This is a genomic window from Collinsella aerofaciens, assembly GCF_028209625.1.
Lineage (GTDB): Bacteria > Actinomycetota > Coriobacteriia > Coriobacteriales > Coriobacteriaceae > Collinsella > Collinsella aerofaciens_AM.
This window is the reverse complement of sequence record NZ_JAQLDU010000001.1, coordinates 254,829-276,090: the sequence shown is the minus strand read 5'-3', so window position 1 is coordinate 276,090 and position 21,262 is coordinate 254,829. Positions and strand designations below refer to the sequence as shown.

Annotated in this window: 21 protein-coding genes; 13 read left to right on the top strand and 8 right to left on the bottom strand. The window is 59.7% G+C overall.

Annotated elements, in window-relative coordinates; translation table 11 throughout:
- The 6 genes from pstB (at position 1) to PMW70_RS01190 (ending at position 4,433) form a co-directional block, all read left to right on the top strand.
- Positions 1-804 (top strand): phosphate ABC transporter ATP-binding protein PstB, encoded by an 804-nt coding sequence (gene pstB, locus PMW70_RS01215; RefSeq protein WP_089571588.1) that lies wholly within the window; start codon positions 1-3, stop codon positions 802-804.
- Positions 805-896: 92 nt separating this feature from the next.
- Positions 897-1,754 carry a phosphate signaling complex PhoU family protein gene (locus tag PMW70_RS01210; protein ID WP_271743645.1) on the top strand — a complete coding sequence of 286 codons (858 nt, stop codon included), beginning with the start codon at positions 897-899 and terminating at the stop codon, positions 1,752-1,754.
- 119 nt (positions 1,755-1,873) lie between these two features.
- Positions 1,874-2,611, top strand: coding sequence for a YggS family pyridoxal phosphate-dependent enzyme (locus PMW70_RS01205; protein ID WP_089571590.1), 738 nt, complete (start codon positions 1,874-1,876; stop codon positions 2,609-2,611).
- A 60-nt stretch (positions 2,612-2,671) separates the two neighbouring features.
- Positions 2,672-3,394, top strand: a complete 723-nt coding sequence (locus PMW70_RS01200; protein ID WP_089571591.1) for a cell division protein SepF — start codon at positions 2,672-2,674, stop codon at positions 3,392-3,394.
- Positions 3,395-3,409: 15 nt separating this feature from the next.
- Entirely contained in the window at positions 3,410-3,697 is a 288-nt protein-coding gene (locus tag PMW70_RS01195) for a YggT family protein (RefSeq protein WP_040358293.1), read from the top strand.
- Positions 3,698-3,758: 61 nt separating this feature from the next.
- Positions 3,759-4,433 (top strand): DivIVA domain-containing protein, encoded by a 675-nt coding sequence (locus tag PMW70_RS01190; protein ID WP_271743644.1) that lies wholly within the window; start codon positions 3,759-3,761, stop codon positions 4,431-4,433.
- A gap of 165 nt (positions 4,434-4,598) precedes the next feature.
- Here the strand turns inward: PMW70_RS01190 and PMW70_RS01185 are convergent, their stop codons facing one another.
- The 3 genes from PMW70_RS01185 to PMW70_RS01175 all read right to left on the bottom strand — a co-directional run bounded on the left by PMW70_RS01185 (position 4,599) and on the right by PMW70_RS01175 (position 7,156).
- Positions 4,599-5,129 carry a nitroreductase family protein gene (locus tag PMW70_RS01185; RefSeq protein ID WP_089571592.1) on the bottom strand — a complete coding sequence of 177 codons (531 nt, stop codon included), beginning with the start codon at positions 5,127-5,129 and terminating at the stop codon, positions 4,599-4,601.
- Between the two features lie 286 nt (positions 5,130-5,415).
- Positions 5,416-6,039: a DUF47 domain-containing protein gene (locus PMW70_RS01180; protein ID WP_055251695.1), complete on the bottom strand. Its 624-nt coding sequence runs from the start codon at positions 6,037-6,039 to the stop codon at positions 5,416-5,418.
- Between the two features lie 67 nt (positions 6,040-6,106).
- Positions 6,107-7,156 (bottom strand): inorganic phosphate transporter, encoded by a 1,050-nt coding sequence (locus PMW70_RS01175; RefSeq protein ID WP_055251696.1) that lies wholly within the window; start codon positions 7,154-7,156, stop codon positions 6,107-6,109.
- 250 nt (positions 7,157-7,406) lie between these two features.
- Here PMW70_RS01175 and PMW70_RS01170 point away from each other — a divergent pair, with 250 nt between their 5' ends.
- The 5 genes from PMW70_RS01170 (at position 7,407) to PMW70_RS01150 (ending at position 11,224) form a co-directional block, all read left to right on the top strand.
- Positions 7,407-7,745 (top strand): hypothetical protein, encoded by a 339-nt coding sequence (locus tag PMW70_RS01170; RefSeq protein WP_271743643.1) that lies wholly within the window; start codon positions 7,407-7,409, stop codon positions 7,743-7,745.
- 80 nt (positions 7,746-7,825) lie between these two features.
- Positions 7,826-8,521, top strand: a complete 696-nt coding sequence (locus PMW70_RS01165) for a Bax inhibitor-1 family protein (RefSeq protein WP_117757011.1) — start codon at positions 7,826-7,828, stop codon at positions 8,519-8,521.
- Between the two features lie 140 nt (positions 8,522-8,661).
- The gene (locus PMW70_RS01160) at positions 8,662-9,795 is read left to right on the top strand and encodes a TIGR02452 family protein (RefSeq protein WP_271743642.1); all 1,134 of its coding nucleotides are present in this window, start codon (positions 8,662-8,664) and stop codon (positions 9,793-9,795) included.
- A 78-nt stretch (positions 9,796-9,873) separates the two neighbouring features.
- The gene (locus PMW70_RS01155) at positions 9,874-10,533 is read left to right on the top strand and encodes an SGNH/GDSL hydrolase family protein (protein ID WP_117584214.1); all 660 of its coding nucleotides are present in this window, start codon (positions 9,874-9,876) and stop codon (positions 10,531-10,533) included.
- 28 nt (positions 10,534-10,561) lie between these two features.
- Positions 10,562-11,224 (top strand): pentapeptide repeat-containing protein, encoded by a 663-nt coding sequence (locus tag PMW70_RS01150; RefSeq protein WP_271743641.1) that lies wholly within the window; start codon positions 10,562-10,564, stop codon positions 11,222-11,224.
- A gap of 145 nt (positions 11,225-11,369) precedes the next feature.
- Here the strand turns inward: PMW70_RS01150 and thiD are convergent, their stop codons facing one another.
- Together thiD and thiC are read right to left on the bottom strand one after the other, a co-directional pair.
- Positions 11,370-12,200: a bifunctional hydroxymethylpyrimidine kinase/phosphomethylpyrimidine kinase gene (gene thiD, locus PMW70_RS01145; RefSeq protein WP_271743640.1), complete on the bottom strand. Its 831-nt coding sequence runs from the start codon at positions 12,198-12,200 to the stop codon at positions 11,370-11,372.
- A 178-nt stretch (positions 12,201-12,378) separates the two neighbouring features.
- Positions 12,379-13,713: a phosphomethylpyrimidine synthase ThiC gene (gene thiC / locus PMW70_RS01140; RefSeq protein ID WP_271743639.1), complete on the bottom strand. Its 1,335-nt coding sequence runs from the start codon at positions 13,711-13,713 to the stop codon at positions 12,379-12,381.
- 171 nt (positions 13,714-13,884) lie between these two features.
- Between thiC and PMW70_RS01135 the strand changes: the two genes are divergently transcribed.
- Positions 13,885-14,400, top strand: a complete 516-nt coding sequence (locus PMW70_RS01135; RefSeq protein WP_124786317.1) for a hypothetical protein — start codon at positions 13,885-13,887, stop codon at positions 14,398-14,400.
- Between the two features lie 40 nt (positions 14,401-14,440).
- Here PMW70_RS01135 and PMW70_RS01130 read toward each other — a convergent pair whose 3' ends face one another.
- Complete coding sequence (locus tag PMW70_RS01130; protein WP_117647252.1) at positions 14,441-15,250, bottom strand: YaaA family protein; 810 nt, start codon at positions 15,248-15,250, stop codon at positions 14,441-14,443.
- 103 nt (positions 15,251-15,353) lie between these two features.
- Positions 15,354-16,751, bottom strand: a complete 1,398-nt coding sequence (locus PMW70_RS01125; protein WP_271743638.1) for an aminopeptidase — start codon at positions 16,749-16,751, stop codon at positions 15,354-15,356.
- A 166-nt stretch (positions 16,752-16,917) separates the two neighbouring features.
- Here PMW70_RS01125 and polA point away from each other — a divergent pair, with 166 nt between their 5' ends.
- Positions 16,918-19,668 (top strand): DNA polymerase I, encoded by a 2,751-nt coding sequence (gene polA, locus PMW70_RS01120; protein ID WP_271743637.1) that lies wholly within the window; start codon positions 16,918-16,920, stop codon positions 19,666-19,668.
- Between the two features lie 345 nt (positions 19,669-20,013).
- On the opposite strand, the gene PMW70_RS01115 is transcribed toward polA, so the two are convergent.
- Positions 20,014-20,841 carry a Cof-type HAD-IIB family hydrolase gene (locus tag PMW70_RS01115; RefSeq protein ID WP_271743636.1) on the bottom strand — a complete coding sequence of 276 codons (828 nt, stop codon included), beginning with the start codon at positions 20,839-20,841 and terminating at the stop codon, positions 20,014-20,016.
- Positions 20,842-21,262 lie beyond the last annotated feature (421 nt).

Below are 21,262 nucleotides of genomic sequence, written 5' to 3'. Positions count from 1 at the left end.
ATGTCCGTTTATCAGTCCGCTCCCACGCTGGAGCAAGCGGCCATTACGGCCAAGGATTTCAACTTTTGGTACGGTGACTTTCATGCGCTGACGGGGCTCGACCTCAACATCGCCAAAAACGCCATCACCTCCTTCATTGGCCCTTCGGGCTGCGGTAAGTCGACGTTTTTGCGCTGCATCAACCGCATGAATGACCTGATCGAGGGTACGCGCGTCGAGGGCACCATGACGCTCGACGGCAACGATATCTATGCCGAGGGCGTCGACCCGGTCGACCTCCGTCGCCGCGTGGGCATGATTTTTCAGCAGCCCAACCCGTTTCCCAAATCCATCTACGAGAATGTCGCCTTTGGCCCTCGTCTGCAGGGCGTGACTAGCAAAAGCGACCTCGATGACATCGTGGAAGAATCGCTCAAGCGCGCCAACCTCTGGAAAGAGGTATCCAATCAGCTCAACAAGGATGGTTTGGCGCTCTCGGGCGGTCAGCAGCAGCGTCTGTGCATCGCGCGCGTGCTTGCGGTGCAACCCGATGTCCTTCTGATGGACGAGCCCTGCTCCGCCATCGACCCCACGTCCGTCTCTAAGGTCGAGGATCTGATGGCCGAGCTGGCGCCCGAGATGACGATCATCATCGTCACGCATTCAATGCAGCAGGCAGCTCGTATCAGCGACTACACCGCATTCTTCTTGCAGGAAGTTGCCGGCGAGCCCGCCACGCTCATCGAGTATGGTCAAACCGACGCGATCTTCACCAGCCCGGTGGACTCGCGGACGGAAGACTATATCACCGGCCGCTTTGGCTGATCGGTGCGACTAGTCCCAAGCCGATCGGACCTGGTCCGGTGCGTATTCACTGTGCGGGCTGCATGACCGCACCCAACTGATTGGAGTGAACCATGCGCAAACTGTTTTCCCGTCAGCTCGTCGAGGCCCGTCACGAGATGCTGAGCATCTATGAGGCCGTCGATCTGGCTCTCCACGATGCCGTGAAGGCCTATGTGACCGACGACCGCAAGCTCGCCACCAAGACCAAGAAACGTACGCTTTCGATTGACGCGCGCTGCGCCAACCTGGAGGCCGTCTGCTACAACCTGATCGCCACGCAGTCACCGGTCGCCTCCGACTTCCGCCTGCTTCAGACGATCATCTACGTCGACTTTAACCTGCAGCGCATGACCGATAAGGTCCGTCAGATCTGCCGTGCCACGCGTCATATGATCAAGGCCGACATCTCGCTGCCCCAGGAGCTCGTCGGTATGGTTGAGGCCGAGGCCGAAGCTGTTTACCAGGTGCTGGGCTCTTCGCTTTCTGCGCTCGTCACCAATGACATGTCCATCATCTGCAACCTGGCCGTCGAGGACGAGCCAGTGCACGCCGCCTACGAGAAGTTCTTCCGCACCTTTAACCGTATGGATACAGGCGACTTTATGGACGACGACAGCAACTATGACGACCTGCGCCGCGCCATCATGGTTTCGCGCTACCTCGATCGCATCGCTTCCATTTCCATCGATGCCGCTTGCCGTCTGACCTTCCTGTTGACTGGTCAGCGTATGAACGCCGGCGATATCGCCCGCACTGATGAGGACGAGCTCGAGAGCATGCGCGTGCCTTCGGGCGAGGGTGTTATCATGAGGCCCGCCGTCGACGCGCGCTACGTTGCCAAGGTGCCCGCCAACGAGGTCAGCGAGGGTCTTCGCTACCTGCTCGATCATCTTGAGGACGAGGACGATGGCGAGGACGACGAGGAGTAAGTAGCCCCGTTCGTCGAAAGATTGTAAATACCTAAGTGAGCGCGGCCTTGCACATGCGGGGCCGCGCTCTTGCGTTAGCATGGGACTACTTGTTTGGCTGTCAGCGGAGGCGATTGGCAATGGATAACTATTTGGATTTGATGCGCGCTCGCCGCGAGCAGATTCTGGAACGTTTTTATGCGGCGCTCGATCGCGCGGGCCGCCCCCACGACGCCGCGCGCCTCATTGCCGTGTCCAAGACCGTTGGTGTCGATGAGACTGTTGCTGCCATCCAGGCGGGGTATCGCCATTTTGCCGAGAACCGCCCGCAGGAGCTGGTTCGCAAGCTCACGGGTCTGGCGGAGCATCCGGAGCTGCCCGAGGTGCGCTTCGATATGATCGGCAACCTGCAGACCAATAAGATCAATGCGGTGCTGGGCTCAGCCGAGCTGATTCACTCGGTGGGTTCGCTGCATCTGGCACAGGCGATCTCGAGCCGTGCTGTCCGCAAGATTGAGGCAGGCGAGCTCGCCGGCCCCCAGCGTGTGCTCATCGAGGTCAATGTGAGTGGTGAGGAGTCGAAGGGAGGCTTTTCGCCCGATGAGATTCGCGCCGCCGCGGGTGAGCTTGCGGAACTTGAGGGAATTTGCGTACAGGGGCTTATGACTATGGCGCCCCGGGGGAATAAGGATGTGGCACGCCGCACCTTTGCGGGGCTTCGTGAGCTGAGGGATGAGCTGGAGGCTGCGCATCCCGATTTGAACCTGCCTGAGCTTTCCTGCGGCATGAGCGAGGACTTTGAGCCTGCCCTTGAGGAGGGCTCTACGCTCGTTCGCCTGGGCAGGGTAGTATTTAGCCCGGAGTTTGCAGTAAAATAAGGCTCTGAAGTGCGCACTGATTATCGGGGCGCCTGCACTAAACCGCGAGAGGACACAACCATGGGCTTCCTTGACGAGATTAAAAATAAGATGCACCTGGGCGGCCAGCAGGGTTACGACCAGGGTTATGGCCAGGACGACGACTACGGCTACGATGACGGCTATGACGATAGTTATCAGGGCAACGGCTACGGCGGTGCTTCGGGCGAGGGCTTCTACACCCAAGACGAGCCGAGCAACGGCCTGCTTGGTCAGACGCGCCGCGGTGAAGCTGAGTCGGTTGCCGTGTATACGCGCTCCGGTCAGCTGGTCGGCGATGACTCCCGCCATGCCACGACGTATAACCCGCCTTCGCGCTCGCAGGACAGTGTTGCGAGCGGTTATCGTCCTGGTGCCTATGACACGCCGTCGAGCTACGCCGAGAACACCCGCGCCCGTGCCGCCGCTGCGCCCGCGCCTGCACCGAGTGATGCCTCGGCCTATGCGAGCAATATCATCAACGCCACGCCGCAGCTGCCGGCCTATGTCCTGCGCCCCGAGAGCTATGACGACGTGGAGACCGTGGTGCGCCGCGTTCGCACCAAGCAGCCTGTCGCACTGATTTTTGTGGGCGTACGCACCGAAGTTGCTAAGCGCGTCTTGGACTTCTCTTACGGCTTTGCCTGCGGTCTGGGTGCCACGGTCAAGGAGGTGGGCGACCGCGTGTTCATGGTGCTGCCCGCCGGCTGCGAGGTCAAAGATTCCGATCTCAAGAAGCTTCGTGCCGACGGCTACCTTAAGTAAAGACAAGACGAGGAGATTCCCATCAACATCTACACTATCGTCCAGCTGGTCAACACGCTGTTCAACTTCTATTCCACGCTCATTGTCGTCTACTGCTTTATGACGTGGATTCCCATGAAGCAGGGTGGTTTGCTTCAGGATATTGCTGCGGTGCTCGATAGCGTGTGCGGTCCGTGGCTCAACCTGTTCCGTCGTTTCATCCCGCCGATGGGCGGTATCGATTTTTCGCCGGTCGTTGCGATTATTGCGTTGCAGTTGGTGCAGAGGCTGGTTCTGCAGCTTCTTATAGGTATACTCGTATAGAACTGACTTAGTAACTTACGTCGGGCGTGTAGCGCCGAGGCGATGAAAAAGGAGACTTGTTATGGCTATTACCCCTGCAGACATCCAGGCTCAGACTTTCTCTGAGGCCAAGCGTGGCTACGATCCCGCCGAGGTCGACGTCTTCTTGGAGACGCTGTCCTCCGAGGTTGACGCTATGCTCGCTAAGATCGTCGACCTTAAGGGTCGCCTGACTGCTACCGAGCAGCAGCTTGCCGATGCGCAGGCTCAGCTTGCCCAGGCTCAGGATGCCACCGCCCAAGCCGTTCCTGCCGCCCCCGTGGCTGCTCCCGCCCCTGACTTCTCCGCTCAGGAGCGCCAGATTTCCGCTGCCCTGATCGCTGCCCAGCAGACCGCTGAGACCATCGTCAACGATGCCAACGAGAACGCTGAGCGTATCCGCAACGAGGCTGACGCTAAGGCACGCGAGGTTATCCGCCAGGCTCTGACCGAGAAGCAGGCCGAGCTCGAGGAAATCGATCGTCTCAAGGCTTCCCGCGAGGAGTTCAAGGCCGAGTACCTCAAGCTCATCCAGCACTTCATGGACGATGCCCAGAACTCCTTCCCGGCCGACCTCATGGCCTCCGCGCCGGTCGGTTCTGCCGCTTCTCCTGCGGTGACTGTTCCCGCCGAGCCGCTGCCCGTCGCTGACCCGGTTGTCCCCGTGGCCGATCCCTTCGCCCCGATCGACAACTTTGCCGCCGACGACCTGGACTAGCATCAGAGCTACAATCTAGTGTCCTTAAGAGGAGCTCGCACCTGCGGGCTCCTTTTTTGTGGCTGTATACGGGTTGGGAAACAAAACGCCGAGCTCTGCATGCGATAGGACAGAACTCGGCGAAGGGCGCGTGGTAAAAGGTAGTTTTTAAGGTATGTCTAAAAACTACTTGAGGAGGAAGTTGGAGAGGGGAATAGTGCGGGCCTCGCGATGCTCGGGATCGGCGATGTGGTCGGCGGGATAGCCACAGACGAGCATGTGATAGGGATAGACGCCCTTGGGCAGATTGAACTGCTCCTGTGCCACCTCAGGCTTAAAATGGCATACCCAGCACGTTCCCAGGCCCTGCTCGGTGGCCTCCATCATCATCTGGTCGCACACGATGGACGTATCGATTTCACTGGAATTCATCTGGTCATACGGGCGCACCCAAGCATCATCGGTAACGCTGCAAATAAGGAAGACAAGCGGAGCTCCAAAGATAGACCCATCACGAGCAAACCGAGGCTGACAAGCAGCAGCCTTCTCCAACAGCTCAGGCGTATCCAGCACCATCACACGGGCTGGATGATTATTACAAGCAGAAGGAGCAATCCGCCCCGCCTCAACAATGGCATCCACTACCGACTGCTCAACAGGACGGTCCTCAAAAGAACGACAAGAATACCGACCACGAGCCAGATCCAAATAAGACATACAAGCCCTCCTAAAATTAAAAATCAAACAAACCAAAAGTAACCCAAAGAGTACCCAAAGCAGCAATCAGCCAAACGCTCATCAAGGGCCAAAGTGTCCGAACGGATACCAAAGGTCCCTTCAGCCAAACCCCCGTCGCGCTAAATCTATCAGCCAAAGTTCCCAATGGTGGTGCATAAGGGAGCGGGCCCGGCCACTAATAACCTTTTGAACGACTCTGCTTGCAGCCGGAGTGAAAAAGGTTATTAGTGGCCGGGCCCGCGACCGGTGGGACATGTACCCCCAATTAACTGTTCTTCATGACAATCGAATCCACGACATCGGCCACATTCTCGCAGCAGTCGGCGCAGTACTCCAGGAAGGCGTACACGTCACGCCAAGCGATGACCTCGAGCGGGTCCTTGCCGTTAACGTGCAGGTTACGCATGGCGTTGATATAGAGCTCGTCGGCCTCGGACTCGATGGTGTTGATCTGGATGACGAGCTCGCGCAGCGTCTTGGACTTGCGGTAGTTAGGCAGCTCGACCATCAGGTCCTTCATGGCGCGGCAGGCGTCGGTCACCTTGTGGGCGATGACGATGGCGTCGGGATGGATGCTCTGGATGTTGGTGAAGTAGACGCGCTGCACGACGCCCTCGATACGGTCGAGCACGGTGTCGAGCGAGCAGCTCATCAGATCCAGGTCCTCGCGCTCAAGCGGGGTGATAAAGGCGGTGAGCAGGGCGTCCTCAAGCTCATGGTGCTTCTTGTCGGCCGCATGCTCGATCGCATGCATCTTGTCGAGCATATCGTGAATCTTTGCGGGATCGAAGTTCTCGAAAATCTTGGTAAGCAGCTCGGCGGCCTGGACGGCGAGGTCGGCGCAGGCGACGTAGTTGTCAAAGTAGAACGAATCGGGTTTCTTTGCCATGAGTGGGTCCTTTCGAGGCGAAGACGGGTGGGCGAGGTGTTACGGTCCGGATGGACGTTCGGTTTGACTAGATGAACATCATGAACAGCTTGGCCATGACAAAGCTGATGAGTCCGCAGGCGGGGAAGGTGAAGAACCAGGTGAACATCATGTCCTTGACGACGCCGAAGTTGATGGCCGAGAGGCGTTTGACGGCACCGACGCCCATGATGGCGCAGGTCTTGATGTGCGTGGAGGACACGGGGATGCCGGTAAGGGTGGCAAGCAGCAGGTTCGCGGCGCCCGCCAGGTCGGCGGAGAAGCCCTGGTACTTTTCGAGCTTGACCATGCTCTGGCCAACGGACTTGATGATGCGCTCGCCGCCCACGCTGGTGCCGATGCCCATGGTGGCCGAGCATAGCAGCATAATCCAGATGGGGATGCCGGCATCGCCGACGCTCGTCTGGCCGCTGGCAAAGGCCACGCCTAAAAAGAGCACGCCGATGAACTTCTGTCCATCCTGCGCGCCATGCATAAAGCTCATGGCCGCAGCGCTCGCGATCTGAGCGTATTTAAAGAAGACATTGGCACGTCGCCTGTTGGCGGCGGCGAAAAGAATCGAGACGAGCTTGCACAGGACCCAGCCCATGACAAAGCCCAGACCGATGGAGAGCGCCAGGCCGTAGATGACCTTCATCCACTCGTGGACGTTGACGCTGCTCGCACCGCCGAGGGCGATGGCGGCACCGGTCAGGCCGGCGATAAGGCTGTGGCTTTGCGAGGTGGGGATGCCAAAACGCGACGCTGTGGCGCCGTAGACGACGATGGAGAACAGCGCCGCGCACAGACAGGCGAGCGCCATGGTGCTGTTTCCGCCAAAGTCGACAATATGGGAGATGGTGTTGGCGACGCTCGCGTTAAAGTGCGTCATGATGAGCACGCCAAGGAAGTTGAATGCGGCACTCATGAGAATAGCGGCGCGGGCGGGCATGCAACGCGTAGTGACGCAGGTCGCGATGGCGTTGGGTGCGTCGGTCCATCCATTGACGAAGATGGCGCCGAGCGCGAGGATCACGGTGACGGCAAGGACTGGGTTCGACACAAGTTGGCCGAGGAAGGTTGAGAACGTTACGTCCATATATGGGCTTTCTCGAAGTTTGCAGGCACGTTACAGAAACATGATAAATCGTATCACCTCCTGCGGGTTTCTTTACCGAGTTCTGATGGGAGCAGTGAATTTTTTGGCACTAAAAATGAATATTAGCCCTGTTGACCGCGGGTGTTCTTTTTGCTAACACACCATGAGGACACGTGCGCGCGCCCCAACACCCCAAAACCACAGTCTGTTCGCTTTACAATATGCAAACATGCGTTCGATAATAGGAGGCATGGAATATCGACAGACAGACGGCAAAACTCGGCGCGTGCACAAGCAGTATGTGGACGTCGTGGCTCGCATCCTCGCGGGCGGACAGGTTGTGCCGGTTACCGTCTGCTGGGTTGACGGTCGCTGCTTTACGATTGACGAGATTGTCTCGTCCACCGGTTTTGGCCTGAAGGTTCACGGCATTCGTACGGCGACTTATAAGGTTCGTTTTGGCGGACATGCGACCGAACTGTATCTGGAAGAACAGGCACGCGAGCGACCGGATGGCTCGCAGACTCATCTGATGCGTTGGTGGGTGTGGGCGTTCGACCGAACACTCGAGAGCGAGCGCCGCAGGTAAGAACGCGTGGCGTTCGGGTACAATGGCAGGAAACTTGTCAGCTACGGCGCCGTCGCGGTGCTTTTTGAAAGGACGAAATTATGAACGATATCCAGGGCTATCAGAATGGCCCCATCGAGACCGGCGCAAGCCGTGCCAAGGAGATGTCGCCGCGCGCGTACAACCTTGTCATGTCTGCTCTGATCTTTTTGGGCTTTTGCGCCATGGGCGCCGGTGCTTACTTTACGAGCACCATGTCGTTTGCGCGCATGATGATGAGCGGCGCCGCTTTGCCGCTGGTCTTTGGCTCATTTATTTTGACCATCGTCGGCATGGTCATGATGTCGGCTGCTGCCAGCAAACAGTCCGTGGGCCTGTCACTCGTGGGCTACGTGGTCTTTGCGAGCACCTTTGGCCTGACGGCGTCGTTTGGTCTTGCCAACTACGACCTGCCTACCATTAACACCGCCTTTATCGCCACGGCCGCCATCACCTTTGTCTTTGGTGCGCTGGGCGTGACCTTCCCCAAGTTCTTCCAGCGTGTGTATGGCATTGGTTTTGGCATCCTGCTTGCCACGATTCTGGTCGAGATCGTGCTGATGTTCATGGGCGTTTCGCAGTCCATCACCGACCTGATCGTGATCGTGGTGTTCGCCGGCTTCATCGGCTACGACACCTATGTGGCAACGACGGTGCCGCCCACGCTGCCCAACGCCGTGCTCATGGCATCCAACCTGTTCGTGGACATCATCAACGTGTTCCTGCGCATTCTGAACATCCTCGGCCGTCGCGATTAAAGCGCGGCATTGCGATGCTTCCTGCCGGACACGGTAAAACGATGCGAAAGGCGGTCCTTCGGGGCCGTCTTTTTTGTGCGCGGCGGGGTATCATGGATGGGAAAAGCCGATAGCGGCAGCGACAGGAAAGGTGACCACTTATGGCAGACGTCGACAACAGGAACCGTAACCGCAGGTCCAACCGAGCGGGTCAGCCCAATCCCAAGCGCGAGGCCCGTGCCAAGGCCGCCGAGCGCCATGTGATGACTGTGTCCGAGGCCTGCGCCAAGGATATCGAGCGTTCGCTTGCCGGTGTTCGCGAGTTTGACGGCATGCCTGCCGGCTTTGTCGCGGCGATGAAGGCCAAGGCTCAGAGTGCTGTGGCCCCCGAAGAGCAGGTCGCCGAGGACGTCGAGAACGCGGAGACTGCCGAGGTCGAGGCAGCGCCCGAGACCGAGGCGGCGCCCGAGCCCGTCGAGGAGCCTGCCGAGGAAATCGCCGAAGCTGAGTCCGCGCCTGCTGAGGAGCCCGCTCCGGTCCTGCCCGAGGTCACTGTGCTTGATGCCTCCGCCACGCAGGCAATCCTCGATAACGGTCGCGGCTATGCGCAGTTCTGCGATATGGCCGTGCTCGCCTTTGCCTCGTTTACCAATCCGGGCGGTGGATATATTCAGGGTTATCTGGGCCAGGAGGCCACGCTGTGCGCCGATTCGTATCTGTACAACGTTCTCGATAGGCAGCGTAAGTGGTACGGCGAGAACCGTCGCCGCAACATCAACTGCGAGCTCTATCGTAACCGTGCCCTAGTGGTGCCTGCGGTGCGCTTCGACCGCAACCACGTGCATGCATACGCCGACGTGATCGTGGCCGCCGCGCCCAACGTTAAGCGCGCCCGCCAGGAGTATCGCGTGAGCGACGATGCTCTGCTGGATGCCCTGCGCGACCGCATTCGCTTTGTGCTCGCCATCTGCGACGAGTTGGGTCGCGAGAAGCTCGTGCTGGGCGCATGGGGCTGCGACAACAACGGCTTTGATGCCGAGGCCGTGGCCGAGCTCTTCCGCAAGGAGCTCGCATCGGGCGACTTCAAGGTCAAGCAGGTCTTCTTTGCCGTGCCCTCTACGCGCTGGGACGAGGACTTCGCCAAATTCGAGCACGTGCTGGCAAACTTCCCCGAGCGAAACGAGGAGTCCTATGCTCAGGTTGCCGCCCGCGCCGCAGCCGCCCGTGCCGCCGAGCAGGCTCAGGCCGCTGCCGAGGATGACGAGGATGACGACGACTGGCGCAAGTACCTGTAAACGGTGCTCGTGATGCGATATGCCGAGCCGACGGGAGAGGCTGCTCCTGTCGGCTTTTTATTGAGTGGGGAGCTTACGATGAAAAACGTTCTGTGCTTTGGTGACAGCAACACCTATGGTTACGATCCGGCGGGCATGCGCGACGGTACCGCGGTGCGCTATGCGCAGGATGTGCGCTGGTGTGGCGTGGTCCAACGTGACTTAGGCGAGGGCTGGCATGTAATTGAAGAAGGCCTCAACGGCCGCACGACGGTACGCGACGACATGTGCCATCTGGACACTAACCTCAACGGCATTCGCGCGCTTCCGATGCTGCTCGAGGCTCATAAGCCGCTGGACGCCATTGTGATCATGCTGGGCACCAACGACTGTAAGACGGTCTTTAACGTGACAGCTTCCGATATCGCCCGTGGCGCCATGGCGCTGATTCGCGCCGTCCGCGCGTTTCCGTGGACCGACGCTGCGCCTTGCCCGCGCATCCTGCTGATGGCTCCTATCAAGATCAAGCCGCAGATCGCCGATGTATATATGACCGATTTTGACGAGCGTTCCGTCGAGGCATCTGAACATTTTGGCGAGTACTATGCGCACGTGGCCGAGCAGTTTGGCTGCGACTTTTTGAATGCCGCCGAGTTTGCCGAGCCGGGCGATATCGACTATCTGCATATGATGCCCGAAAGCCACGAGAGCTTGGGACATGCCGTGGCAGCCAAGCTCCAAGAGATGCTCGGTGAGTAGCGCGACCCCAAGCCACCGCAAAGGGGACATGCACCTTTGCGGTGGTTTTGCCCGGGTAAACGAACGGATTGGCTGCCATATGGGCATGGACGAGCTCATCGACCTCTTTGTCGAGGGCGATGAGCTCGTCTCCAATACCGCTTTTGAGGATTTGGATCTTGCCTACGACGTGGCGAACGGCGCGACCTTCGATGGCGTTGTGTTCCGATCTTGCGAGTTCGATAGCGTTGACTGGAGCGGCTCGACGTTTCGCGACGTGGTGTTTCGCGGTTGCCGCTTTATCCGCTGCAACATGGAAGGCTGCTGGCTCAGCCGCTGTGACTTCGTTGACTGCTCGGCACCGGGACTCAACTTGCTCAAGGCGCGCCTGTCGAGCGTGTCGTTTGGATCGTGCGATTTGAGCTATGCGAACCTTTCGGAGGGACGCATTGGCCCTATGACAGCATGCGATACACGTCTGAGAGAGGCTGCGTTTCAGGGTGCCAAGCTGGGTCAGATACGCCTGGATGGCTGTGACCTGACGCGTGTTGATGTGTTCAAGACGTCGCTTTCCGGCGTTGATGTGTCGCGCTGTACATTTGCAGCGCCCATTGTTTCGGGCGATTACCATGAGTTGCGTGGCTTGACGGTCAATGCCGAGCAGGCGCTGGCACTCTCGGGTTTGTTGGGAATTCAACTCGCCGACGAATAGGCGCTCTGGTCCTTTGCTCGACCGCTATCTAAAATCAAACCGTCGCAACATTTAATGATTTTTTGCGTTTGCACGATTTTCATCGAATGTTGCGACGGTTTTTGGTGCAAGGTAGCCTGTCTCTTTTTGGCAGGTTACTGGCTATTTAGTACTGCCACGTGTGGTTGACAGGGCCGGAGCCTTTGCCCATGTTCAGGCCGGCGGCCAGAGCGCCGGTTAGGTAGGCCTTGCCGGCGTTGACGGCATCGGCAAGATCCATGCCCTGGGCCAGCGCGCAGGCGATGGCGGACGAAAGCGTGCAGCCGGTGCCGTGTGTGTTGTCGGTCTCGATGCGCTTGTGGCGGAACCACGTGGTGAGCGGATCGCCCAGATGGTTGCCCTCGTCATCGAGTGGCGCGGGTTCGGCCAATACATCGTTGGCCTCGTTGACAAGATGCCCACCCTTAACGAGGGACGCGCAACCAAAGCGGCGGGTGAGGAGCATGGCAGCATTTTGCTGTGTGCGCTCGGAGTCGACCTCGTAGTCGAGCAGGGCCATGGCCTCGGGAATATTGGGCGTGATGACGGTTGCTAGTGGGAACAGGCGGCGGGTGAGCGCCTCGGCGGCATCTTCGGCAATCAGCCGTGCGCCCGAGGTGGCTACCATGACGGGGTCGACGACCACGTTTGTCGCGTTCCAGGCGCTCAGGCGGTCGGCGATAACCTCGATAATCTCGGCAGAGGAAACCATGCCGATCTTGACGGCGCTGGGGCGGATATCGTCAAATACGGCGTCGATCTGCGCAGCGACGATATCAGGGGAGATATTCTGCACGGCGGTGACACCGAGCGTGTTTTGTGCGGTGATGGCGGTGATGGCCGTCTCGGCATACAGGCGGTGCGCCGTGATGGTCTTGATGTCGGCCTGAATGCCGGCGCCACCGCTGGAATCGGATCCTGCGATGGACAGGACGGCAGGTACCTTACTGCGATCCATGTTTGCTCCCTTGTTCGGTCGGAATCAAATGGGTCTTTAAGCCAGCATTATAAAGATGCCCGGGCCGACTCTATGTCGAACCCGGGCGGGCGATGCAATCTTTACGCAAATGTAAGCAAATGTTCACACGTCAACAATTGACGAACACCATGTTACCGATTGTGGCTCCGGTGACGAGTTAGTCCTCCATGCCGAGGTCGATCGTCGTGCCTTCGAACACCTTGTTAACGGTGCGGACGGCGCACATCTTGCCACACATGGTGCAGGTGCCCTCGGTGGCGGCGGGGGACTCCTCGTAGCGCTTCTTACCGGTGACCGGGTCGAGAGCACACTCCCACATGGCATCCCAGTCGAGCTTGCGGCGTGCCTGACCCATCTTGTCGTCCATATCGCGGGCGTGCGGCACCTTTTTGGCGATATCGGCGGCGTGTGCGGCGATCTTGGTGGCCATGAGGCCGTCGAGCACATCCTGGGCGTTAGGCAGGCATAGGTGCTCGGCCGGTGTCACGTAGCACAGGAAGTCGGCACCGGAGCTGGCGGAGATAGCGCCGCCGATGGCAGCGGTGATGTGGTCGTAGCCCACGCCGATATCGGTCACCAGCGGCCCGAGCACATAGAACGGGGCGTTGTGGCACAGGCGCTTCTGCAGTTTCATGTTGGCGGCGATCTCGTCGATCGCCATGTGACCCGGGCCCTCGACCATGACTTGGACGCCGGCGGCCCAGGCGCGCTTGCACAGCTTGCCCAGCTCGATCATCTCGGCGGTCTCGGTGGCGTCATTGGAGTCGTAGAGACAGCCCGGGCGGCAGGAGTCGCCGAGCGAGATGGTCACGTCGTACTCGTGGCAGATCTCGAGCAGCTCGTCAAAGTACTCGTAGAAGGGGTTTTCGTTGCCGGTAACCTCCATCCAGCCAAATAGCAGCGAGCCGCCGCGGCTGACGATGTTCATGAGGCGGCCGGTCTCCTTAAAGGTCTTGGTGACCGATTTGTTGATGCCGCAGTGGATGGTCATAAAGTCCACGCCGTCCTCGGCGTGCGCGCGCACGACCTCGAACAGGTCGTCCTTGGTGAGCTTGACCAGCGGCTTTTCCATGTAGCCGATGGCGTCGTACATGGGGACGGTGCCTACCATGAGCGGCGTCTCGTCGATGAGCTGCTGGCGGAACTGGCGCGTTTTGCCCGAGTTGGAAAGGTCCATGATGGCGTCGGCGCCAAAGTCCTCGGCGATCTTGACCTTCTTCCATTCCTCGGCGGCATCGGCCTTGTCGCCCGAGATGCCCAGGTTGACGTTGACCTTGGTGGACAGGCCCTCGCCGACACCAAAGGCGCGCATGCCCTTTTTGATATGCACGATGTTGGCGGGAATGGCGATGCGGCCGTCGGCCACGCGCTCGCGGATGTACTCGGGGTCGCGATGCTCGCGCTCGGCGACTTTCTTCATCTGCGGCGTGATCTGCCCGGCGCGGGCGAAGTCGATTTGCGTGACGAGCTTGGGCTCGGTCTGTGTGCTCATTGGCACGGCTCCCTTCGTTGGCATTACCCATATCAGGTTTGCGGGTCAGGGCGGGCGCGCCCAGTCTCAGCCTGCCGTCTTGTCCTGCAAGCTCCCCGTTTATGTAATGGGCTCAAGTATAGCTCGAATGGGTACGATTGGCCTAACGAGCGTGCCTGTGGGGAGGCGAACATGGAAGACAAGCATCTATATCGAGAGACGCAATGGGATGTATCGGCCGAGGAAAGCCGTGCGCACCATGGCCTTGTCGCGATTGGCTTTGCGGTGCTTGCCGTGCTGGTGATTGCCTTTTGTATCTGGACGTTTGGCGGTCACGGCGGCGCTGCATGGGAGTTCGAGGCCGACGATGCCCTGCCGATCATGACAGTGAAGGTTACGGGCGGCAATACCGTTGCCGCGCCGGGCGACTATTGGTATTCGCGCGATGGATTTGTCCAGCTTCAGCTGAGCGGTGGGTCTATTCCTGGTGAGGAAATCGAACGCGTGACGTATGATGCGGCGCTCAAAACGCTGACGGTGAAGCTCAAGAATCAGGGCGACGTGCCTACGACTATGGATATCGCGCTGACGGAATGGCGCTTGGAGCCCCCATCGGGTGTTGCGGTGTCCGAGGTAGAGCACGTTAAGATTACCTACCAAGATGGCTCGACAAACGAAGTTGCCAAAGCCGACGGCTTGGCGGAATAGACGCCGTGCCTAGGCAGCACATTCAAAAGTAGCGGTGGTCCTACAAGGTCTGTTCGTTCAGGAAGACCAAAGTGTTCTTATTTGAAAGCTCGGGAAAGTGACGATAACCAACGTCAAACGCGGTGAGCCCGCTTACATCCTCGAGCTTGTTTTCTGCCATCCAGCGCACCATGGAACCACGTGCCTTTTTGCTGGCGGTCGAGCGCTGGATGGGCTTGCCGTTGCGGATGCCTTCGCCAAAGAGGCACGTGACGACCGTGGCGTCGCCCGCGAGATGGGGCAGAACGGCTTTGGCGTACTCTACGCTGGCGAGGTTGACGATCGTGGTGTTTGAGCCTGCCGGGGCGATAGCCCGCGCGAGCTTGTCGCTCCAAAACGCATAGAGGTCTCGGGCATCGTCAACGGCGAGCTTCGCGCCCATCTCCAGCCGATATGGTTCGACGGCATGAAAGGGGCGAACGCACCCGTAGAGGCCAGAGAGGATCCACAGGTGGCTTTGCAGCCATGCGAGCTGCGCGGAATCCATCACCTCGGGCGCCATGCTCTGGTATTGAATGCCGTGGTAGGACATGACGGCAGGGGAGAGGTGACAGGCGAGTGCGGGATTGTCGAGATCGCCGTTTTTCAGGATGGGCCCGAACTCATGCAGGGTGTTGAGGCAAGGCCCCAGCAGTTTGTCACTCACGTTCCATAGCGCCTGCAGGCTGTCGCTGCCTTCATTCCGCTCGATATCTAGCAGTGCGCGGTGGAGGCGAGCCGTCTCGCGCGCAAAGGGTGGAATGCCCAGGACTTCAAAAGCATCTTGGGCCGCGCGCATCTGCTTGGCGGGCGAAATGACGACCTGCAGCATGGACTCTCCTCTGCCAAAAAGGAAGTTGCGGTGGAATACGGTCTGTTTTGGCCGTTTATGGGCCAGTTTAGTCTGTATTTCACCGCAACTGATGAAGGGTTGGTTACGCGCGCTCGATGAAGGCCTTGTAGCCGCGATAGGCCTCGTAGATATCGGCCTTGTTAGCGACCTCCCACAGGGCGTGCATGGACAGGACGGCAACACCGGAGTCGATGACGTTCATGCCGTACTTGGCCATGATGTAGGCGATGGTGCCGCCGCCGCCCGCGTTGACGCGACCGAGCTCGCAGGTCTGGAAGTCCACGCCGGCCTCGTCCATGATGTCGCGGATGAGGGCCACATACTCGGCGTCGGCGTCGTTAGAGCCGCCCTTGCCGCGGCTGCCCGTGTACTTGTTAAAGCACAGGCCGCGACCCATAAAGGCTGCGTTCTTGGTTTCGAACTTGCCGGCGTAGCCCGGGTCGAAGCCGGCGGACACGTCGGAGGAGAGCATGCGGCTGCGGGCGAGCGCGCGGCGCAGGGCCAGCGGGCTATCCTCGCCGGCGAGCGTCATGATCTCGGCGACGGTGTTCTCGAAGAAGCGGCTCGTCATGCCGGTGGCACCTACGGAACCGATCTCCTCCTTGTCGACGATGAGTGTGATGCTCGTGCGCTCCACGTTGGCGACGTTGATCTGGGCGAGCATGGACGGATAGGCGCAGACACGGTCGTCGTGGCCATAGCCCAGAATCATGGAGCGGTCGAGGCCCATGTCACGGGCGGGGCCGGCGGGCACGACCTCGATCTCGGCGGAGAGGAAGTCCTCCTCCTCGACGTCGTACTGCTCCTTGAGGATATCCAGGAACATCTGCTTGACGGGCTCCTTGGGAGCGTCCTTGTCGTCCTCGTCAAACTTGACGGGGCGGCCGCCCACGATCACGTCGAGGATCTCGGCGTCGACGGCGTCCTTGGCGGGCTTGGCCATCTGCTCGCTCGAGAGGTGGATCAGCAGGTCGGAGATGGTAAAGACCGGGTCGTCCGCCTTGTCGCCGATGTTGATGTCGACGGTGGTGCCGTCCTTTTTGCAGATGACGCCCACAAGCGCGAGCGGGGAGGCCACCCAGTGGTAGCTCTTGACGCCGCCGTAGTAGTGCGTGTCAAGGTAGGCCATGTCGCCGGCCTCGAAGGCGGGATTCTGCTTGAGGTCCAGACGCGGCGAGTCCACGTGGGCGCCCAGGATGTTAAAGCCCTGCTCGAGCGGGGCGGTGCCCAGGTTGACGAGCATAAGGTCCTTGCCGTGGTTGGCGGCGTACACCTTGTCGCCTGCCTTGAGCTCGCGGCCTTCGGCAATCACGGTCTCCAGGTCGACGTATCCCGCCTCCTCGGCCATCTTGATGCCGGTCTTGACACACAGGCGCTCGGTCTTGTTCTCGCTCAAAAACTGCTTATAGCCGCGGCAAAGCTCCTCGAGCTCCTCGATTTGCTGTGGCGTGTACTTTTTCCATGCGCAGGGACGCTCCATGACGCAGGCTCCTTTCGGATCGATCGTGCTGGTTGATGTACCGTGAGCCATCGTATCACGCGCGGGCCCGCGGCGGCAGGGAAGCCTGATGTGCGGTGGCCGTGGGGCAGGGAGCGTGTAAACTGGTGTGAGCAAACTGTGCCCAGCCCAAAGCGAGGTATTCAATATGTCTGACAAGCGCCGCACTTTTGCCGTTATCGACGGCAACTCGCTCATGCACCGCGCCTTCCACGCCGTGCCGCCGACCATGAACGCGCCGGATGGTCGCCCCACCAACGCGATTTTTGGCTTTCTGAACATGTTTCTCAAGATGATCGATGCCTTTAACCCCGACGGTGTGGTCGTGGCGTTTGATAAAGGCAAGCCGCGCGTGCGCATGGAGATGCTGCCGCAGTATAAGGCGCAGCGCCCGCCCATGGACCCCGATTTGCACGCGCAGTTTCCGATGATCAAGGAGCTGCTCGGTGCGCTCAATGTGCCGATTCTGCAGTCTGAGGGCTGGGAAGGCGACGATATCCTGGGAACCATGGCGCGCCTGGGTGAGGAGGCCGGCTGCGACATGCTGCTGGTGACCGGCGACCGCGACATGTATCAGCTCGTGACCGAGCACGTCAACGTGGTCTCGACCCGCAAGGGCCTGTCCGACGTGGCGATCATGACGCCCGAGAGCGTGGACGATCTGTATCACGGCATCACGCCGGCGCTCGTGCCCGATTTTTACGGTCTGAAGGGCGATACGTCGGATAACATTCCCGGCGTGCCGGGCATCGGCCCCAAAAAGGCGAGCGCGCTCATTGCACAGTACGGCAGCTTGGACGAGGTCATCGCACACGCCGACGAGGTCAAGGGCAAGATGGGAGAAAACCTGCGCGCACACATCGACGACGCGCTGCTGAGCCGCAAGGTCGCGACCATCCGCACCGATGCGCCCGTTGAGCTCGATTTTGAGGCGACGTCCTTCCCGGCGTTTTCTGCCGATGAGGTGTCCGCGGCACTGGGTACGCTTGGTATCACTGCCATGCAGAACCGTTTCTTGGCGCTGATCGGTGACGAGGGTGGCGCTGCTGCCGCTGCTAGCACGTTTGAGATGCCCACGATTGAGCGCGCCGCTTCCGGCGATGCCGAGGCGCTTGCTGCCGTGGCGTCCGAGGTTGCCCGTGCGATCGAGGCGGGCGAGTGGGTCGCCGCCGTGGTGGACGACGATAAGGAAGAGGGCGCGCTCTTTGGACTGACGCGTACGCTGTGGTTGGCGACGTCCAAGGGCCTGTTCGCGCTCGAGGAGGACGACAGCTGCGCGGCGGCTGAGGTTGAGGGCTTCAACTTCGTCCACGGCGTGATTGCTGGCGTGCTCGCGCGTCTGTTTATGGAGGGTCGCGTGGCGAGCCCGGATATGAAGGTGCTGTTGCACGAGCTTTCGCCCATCGATTCTTCTGAGCTCGAGCTCATGGATCCGCTGGCAGTCGATTCCACGCGCATCTTCGATACCGTTGTTGCCGCCTACCTGTTGGATTCCGACCGCTCCGAGTTTGACGAGGTGTATCTGACCGATACGTATCTGCAGATGGCGCTGCCTGCGGCGCGCGGCGCAGAGGGTGCTGGCGAGGACGCTCCTGCGCCCGCCGCTCGCACGGCGGCCTTGACGCTGGCGCTGGTCGCACCGCTGCGCGACCGCATGGCCCGCGAGAACGCCGCCAACGTGTTCGATGGCATCGAGATGCCGCTCGTTCCGGTACTTGCCAAGATGGAGCGCGCGGGCATGCTCGTGGATCCCGATCGGCTGCGCAGTCTGTCCGAGGGTCTGGCGACCCAGATCACCGAGGTCGAGCGAAGCATTCGTGACCTGGCAGGCGACGAGACCTTTAACATCGGCAGCCCCATGCAGCTCTCGCACGTGCTGTTTGATGTTATGGGGCTTCCGACCAAGGGCCTCAAAAAGACCAAGCGCGGCTACTATTCGACCAACGCCAAGGTGCTGAGCGACCTTGCCCGCGACCACGAGATCGTGCGCCTGATTTTGGACTGGCGTGAGAAGTCCAAGATTAAGTCGACCTATCTGGACACGCTGGGCCCGCTGCGCCGTGGTGACGGGCGTGTGCACACCACGTACAACCAGACCATCACCGCGACGGGGCGTTTGTCTTCGAGCGACCCCAATCTGCAAAACATTCCGACGCGCTCGGAGCTGGGGCGTACCGTCAAGACGGCGTTCTCGGCGGGCGAGGGCAGCGTCTTTTTGGCGGTGGACTACTCGCAGATCGAGCTGCGCCTGCTCGCGCATCTTTCGGGTGACGAGCACCTGGTGCGCGCCTTCAACGAGGGCGAGGACTTCCATGCCGAGACGGCCGCGCGCGTATTTGGCGTGCCGGTGTCCGAGGTGACACCCGACCTGCGTAGCCGCGCCAAGGCCGTGAACTTTGGCATCGTGTACGGCCAGCAGGCCTATGGACTGTCGCAGTCGCTGCACATCTCGATGGCCGAGGCGCGCGACATGATTGATCGCTACTACGAGGCCTACCCGGGCGTGCGCACGTTCCTCGACAATGTGGTGGCGCGAGCCAAGCAGACGGGCTATGCCGAGACCATGTATGGCCGCAGACGCCATATTCCCGAGCTCAAGGCCAAAAACCCACAGCTCCGCGGCTTTGGTGAGCGCACGGCCATGAACCACCCCATGCAGGGCACCGCCGCCGACATCATCAAGATCGCCATGGCCCGCGTAAGCCGCCGCCTGGAAGAAGAGGGTTTTGCCGCCCACATGATCTTGCAGGTACACGACGAACTGGACTTTGAGTGCCCCGTCGATGAAGTCGAGCGCCTAACCACCATGGTCCGCGACGTCATGGAACACGTCGTAGACCTCCGAGTACCCCTAATCGCCGAAGCCTCAACCGGAGTAACCTGGGCCGACGCCAAATAGGAAAGCACTCGGTAAGGCAAGCTCGCCCAAGACGCAAGCCCCCACATACTTAAGATTTGGGACAAACACTACTGATTAATTTGTCCCACGGTAACCAAAACAGAGGGGAGCCCCTTCCAACAAGGGGCTCCCCTCTGCTCAAATCATTTCAGCTAAGTATCTAGACACTCAAGACGCCATCTTGGCGGCAGGAAAGTAAACCTAGGACCTGGCCGGGCGGCGCGGATTAGTTTTTCGTAGATTCCGCACGAGCCGGAAAGCACTTAATGTGCTTTCCGAGCGAGCCCAGGACCTGACCGAACGAAAAACTAATCCGCGCCGCCCGGCCAGGTCCGACGAGCCACGTTACCGAGCCGCCAGGATGGCGTCGATGAGCGTCAGTACGCCCCCGTCGTTGTTGCTCGGAATGCGCCACTTGGCATGCGCGTTCATGTGCTCCTCGGCATTGTCCACGATAAAGCTATGCCCGACGCGCTCGAGCATGGGAATATCGTTGTAGGTGTCGCCCACGGCGGCGGCGTCGGCGATATCGATGCCCAGGTGGTCGCACAGGTGCGCGACGCCCGACCCCTTGTCGACGCCCAGGTTCATGAAGTCGATCCACTCGCGCCCGGCGTTGGTGACGTAGAGCTTGTCCGAGAACTCGGGGCTGTAGTCCTCGCGAAACGCTGGCTCGGCATCGTAGGCGGGGAAGAAGATCGAAATCTTGTTGGACTCGATATCAAGGCCCTCAAAGCTATCGACGTAGTTGATCGTGTTGTAGTACACGCTGATCTCGTCGTGGTACTGATGGTCGCGGGCGAGCACATAGAACTCGTCGTAGCAGCACAAGACGGGAACGGCACGCGGGTCCTCCGAGGCACGGGCGAGCACCTGCTGATACAGCGCCACATCGATGTTGCTCTTATAGATATAGCTGCCGCGATAGATGACGCAGGCTCCGTTGTCGGGACAAAAAGCAAGGCGGTTCTTAATGTTTTCGAACATTTCCTCGAGTTTGGGGGCGGGGCGTCCGCTGGCGGGGCAGAATACAATGCCTGCGTCGGCGAGCTTGTCCAGGCGCTCATCAAGACCCTGCGGCAACACGCGCTTGTCGGTGAGCAGCGTCTTGTCCATGTCGACGGCGAGAATCTTAATGCTTCCGATATTGGTGTCCGATTCGTAAGTTTGCATAAAAGCGCGCCTTTCGTTTCGAAATTGTTTCAGACGTTATAACCATCAACCAGTAACTGAGCGTATTGTCGCAGGAACGGAGCGTATTTGCACCACGCTTCACAAAGTAATGAAAAAACTTTTCAGAAATTTGAATTTGTCGCTTGTGCTGCGGGCACTTTAGCGTAATATAGCGACCATCGAAAACGGAGACGGAAATACAACCGCTTACCGAAGAAAAGGTACCGTTTACGATATTAGAATTGCGCCCGGCGATAGGTGAAAGGAGAGGCAGATGCAGTTCGTAAAGATCATCACCACTGCAGATAATGCCATCCGACGCCAGCGCGCAATTTCCCGACGACGATAACAATCGTCTCTGTTCGTATGGGGTGAAATGCCCCAACAGAGTCATTTTGGGGTCGTTGGGTTTTAGCACGAT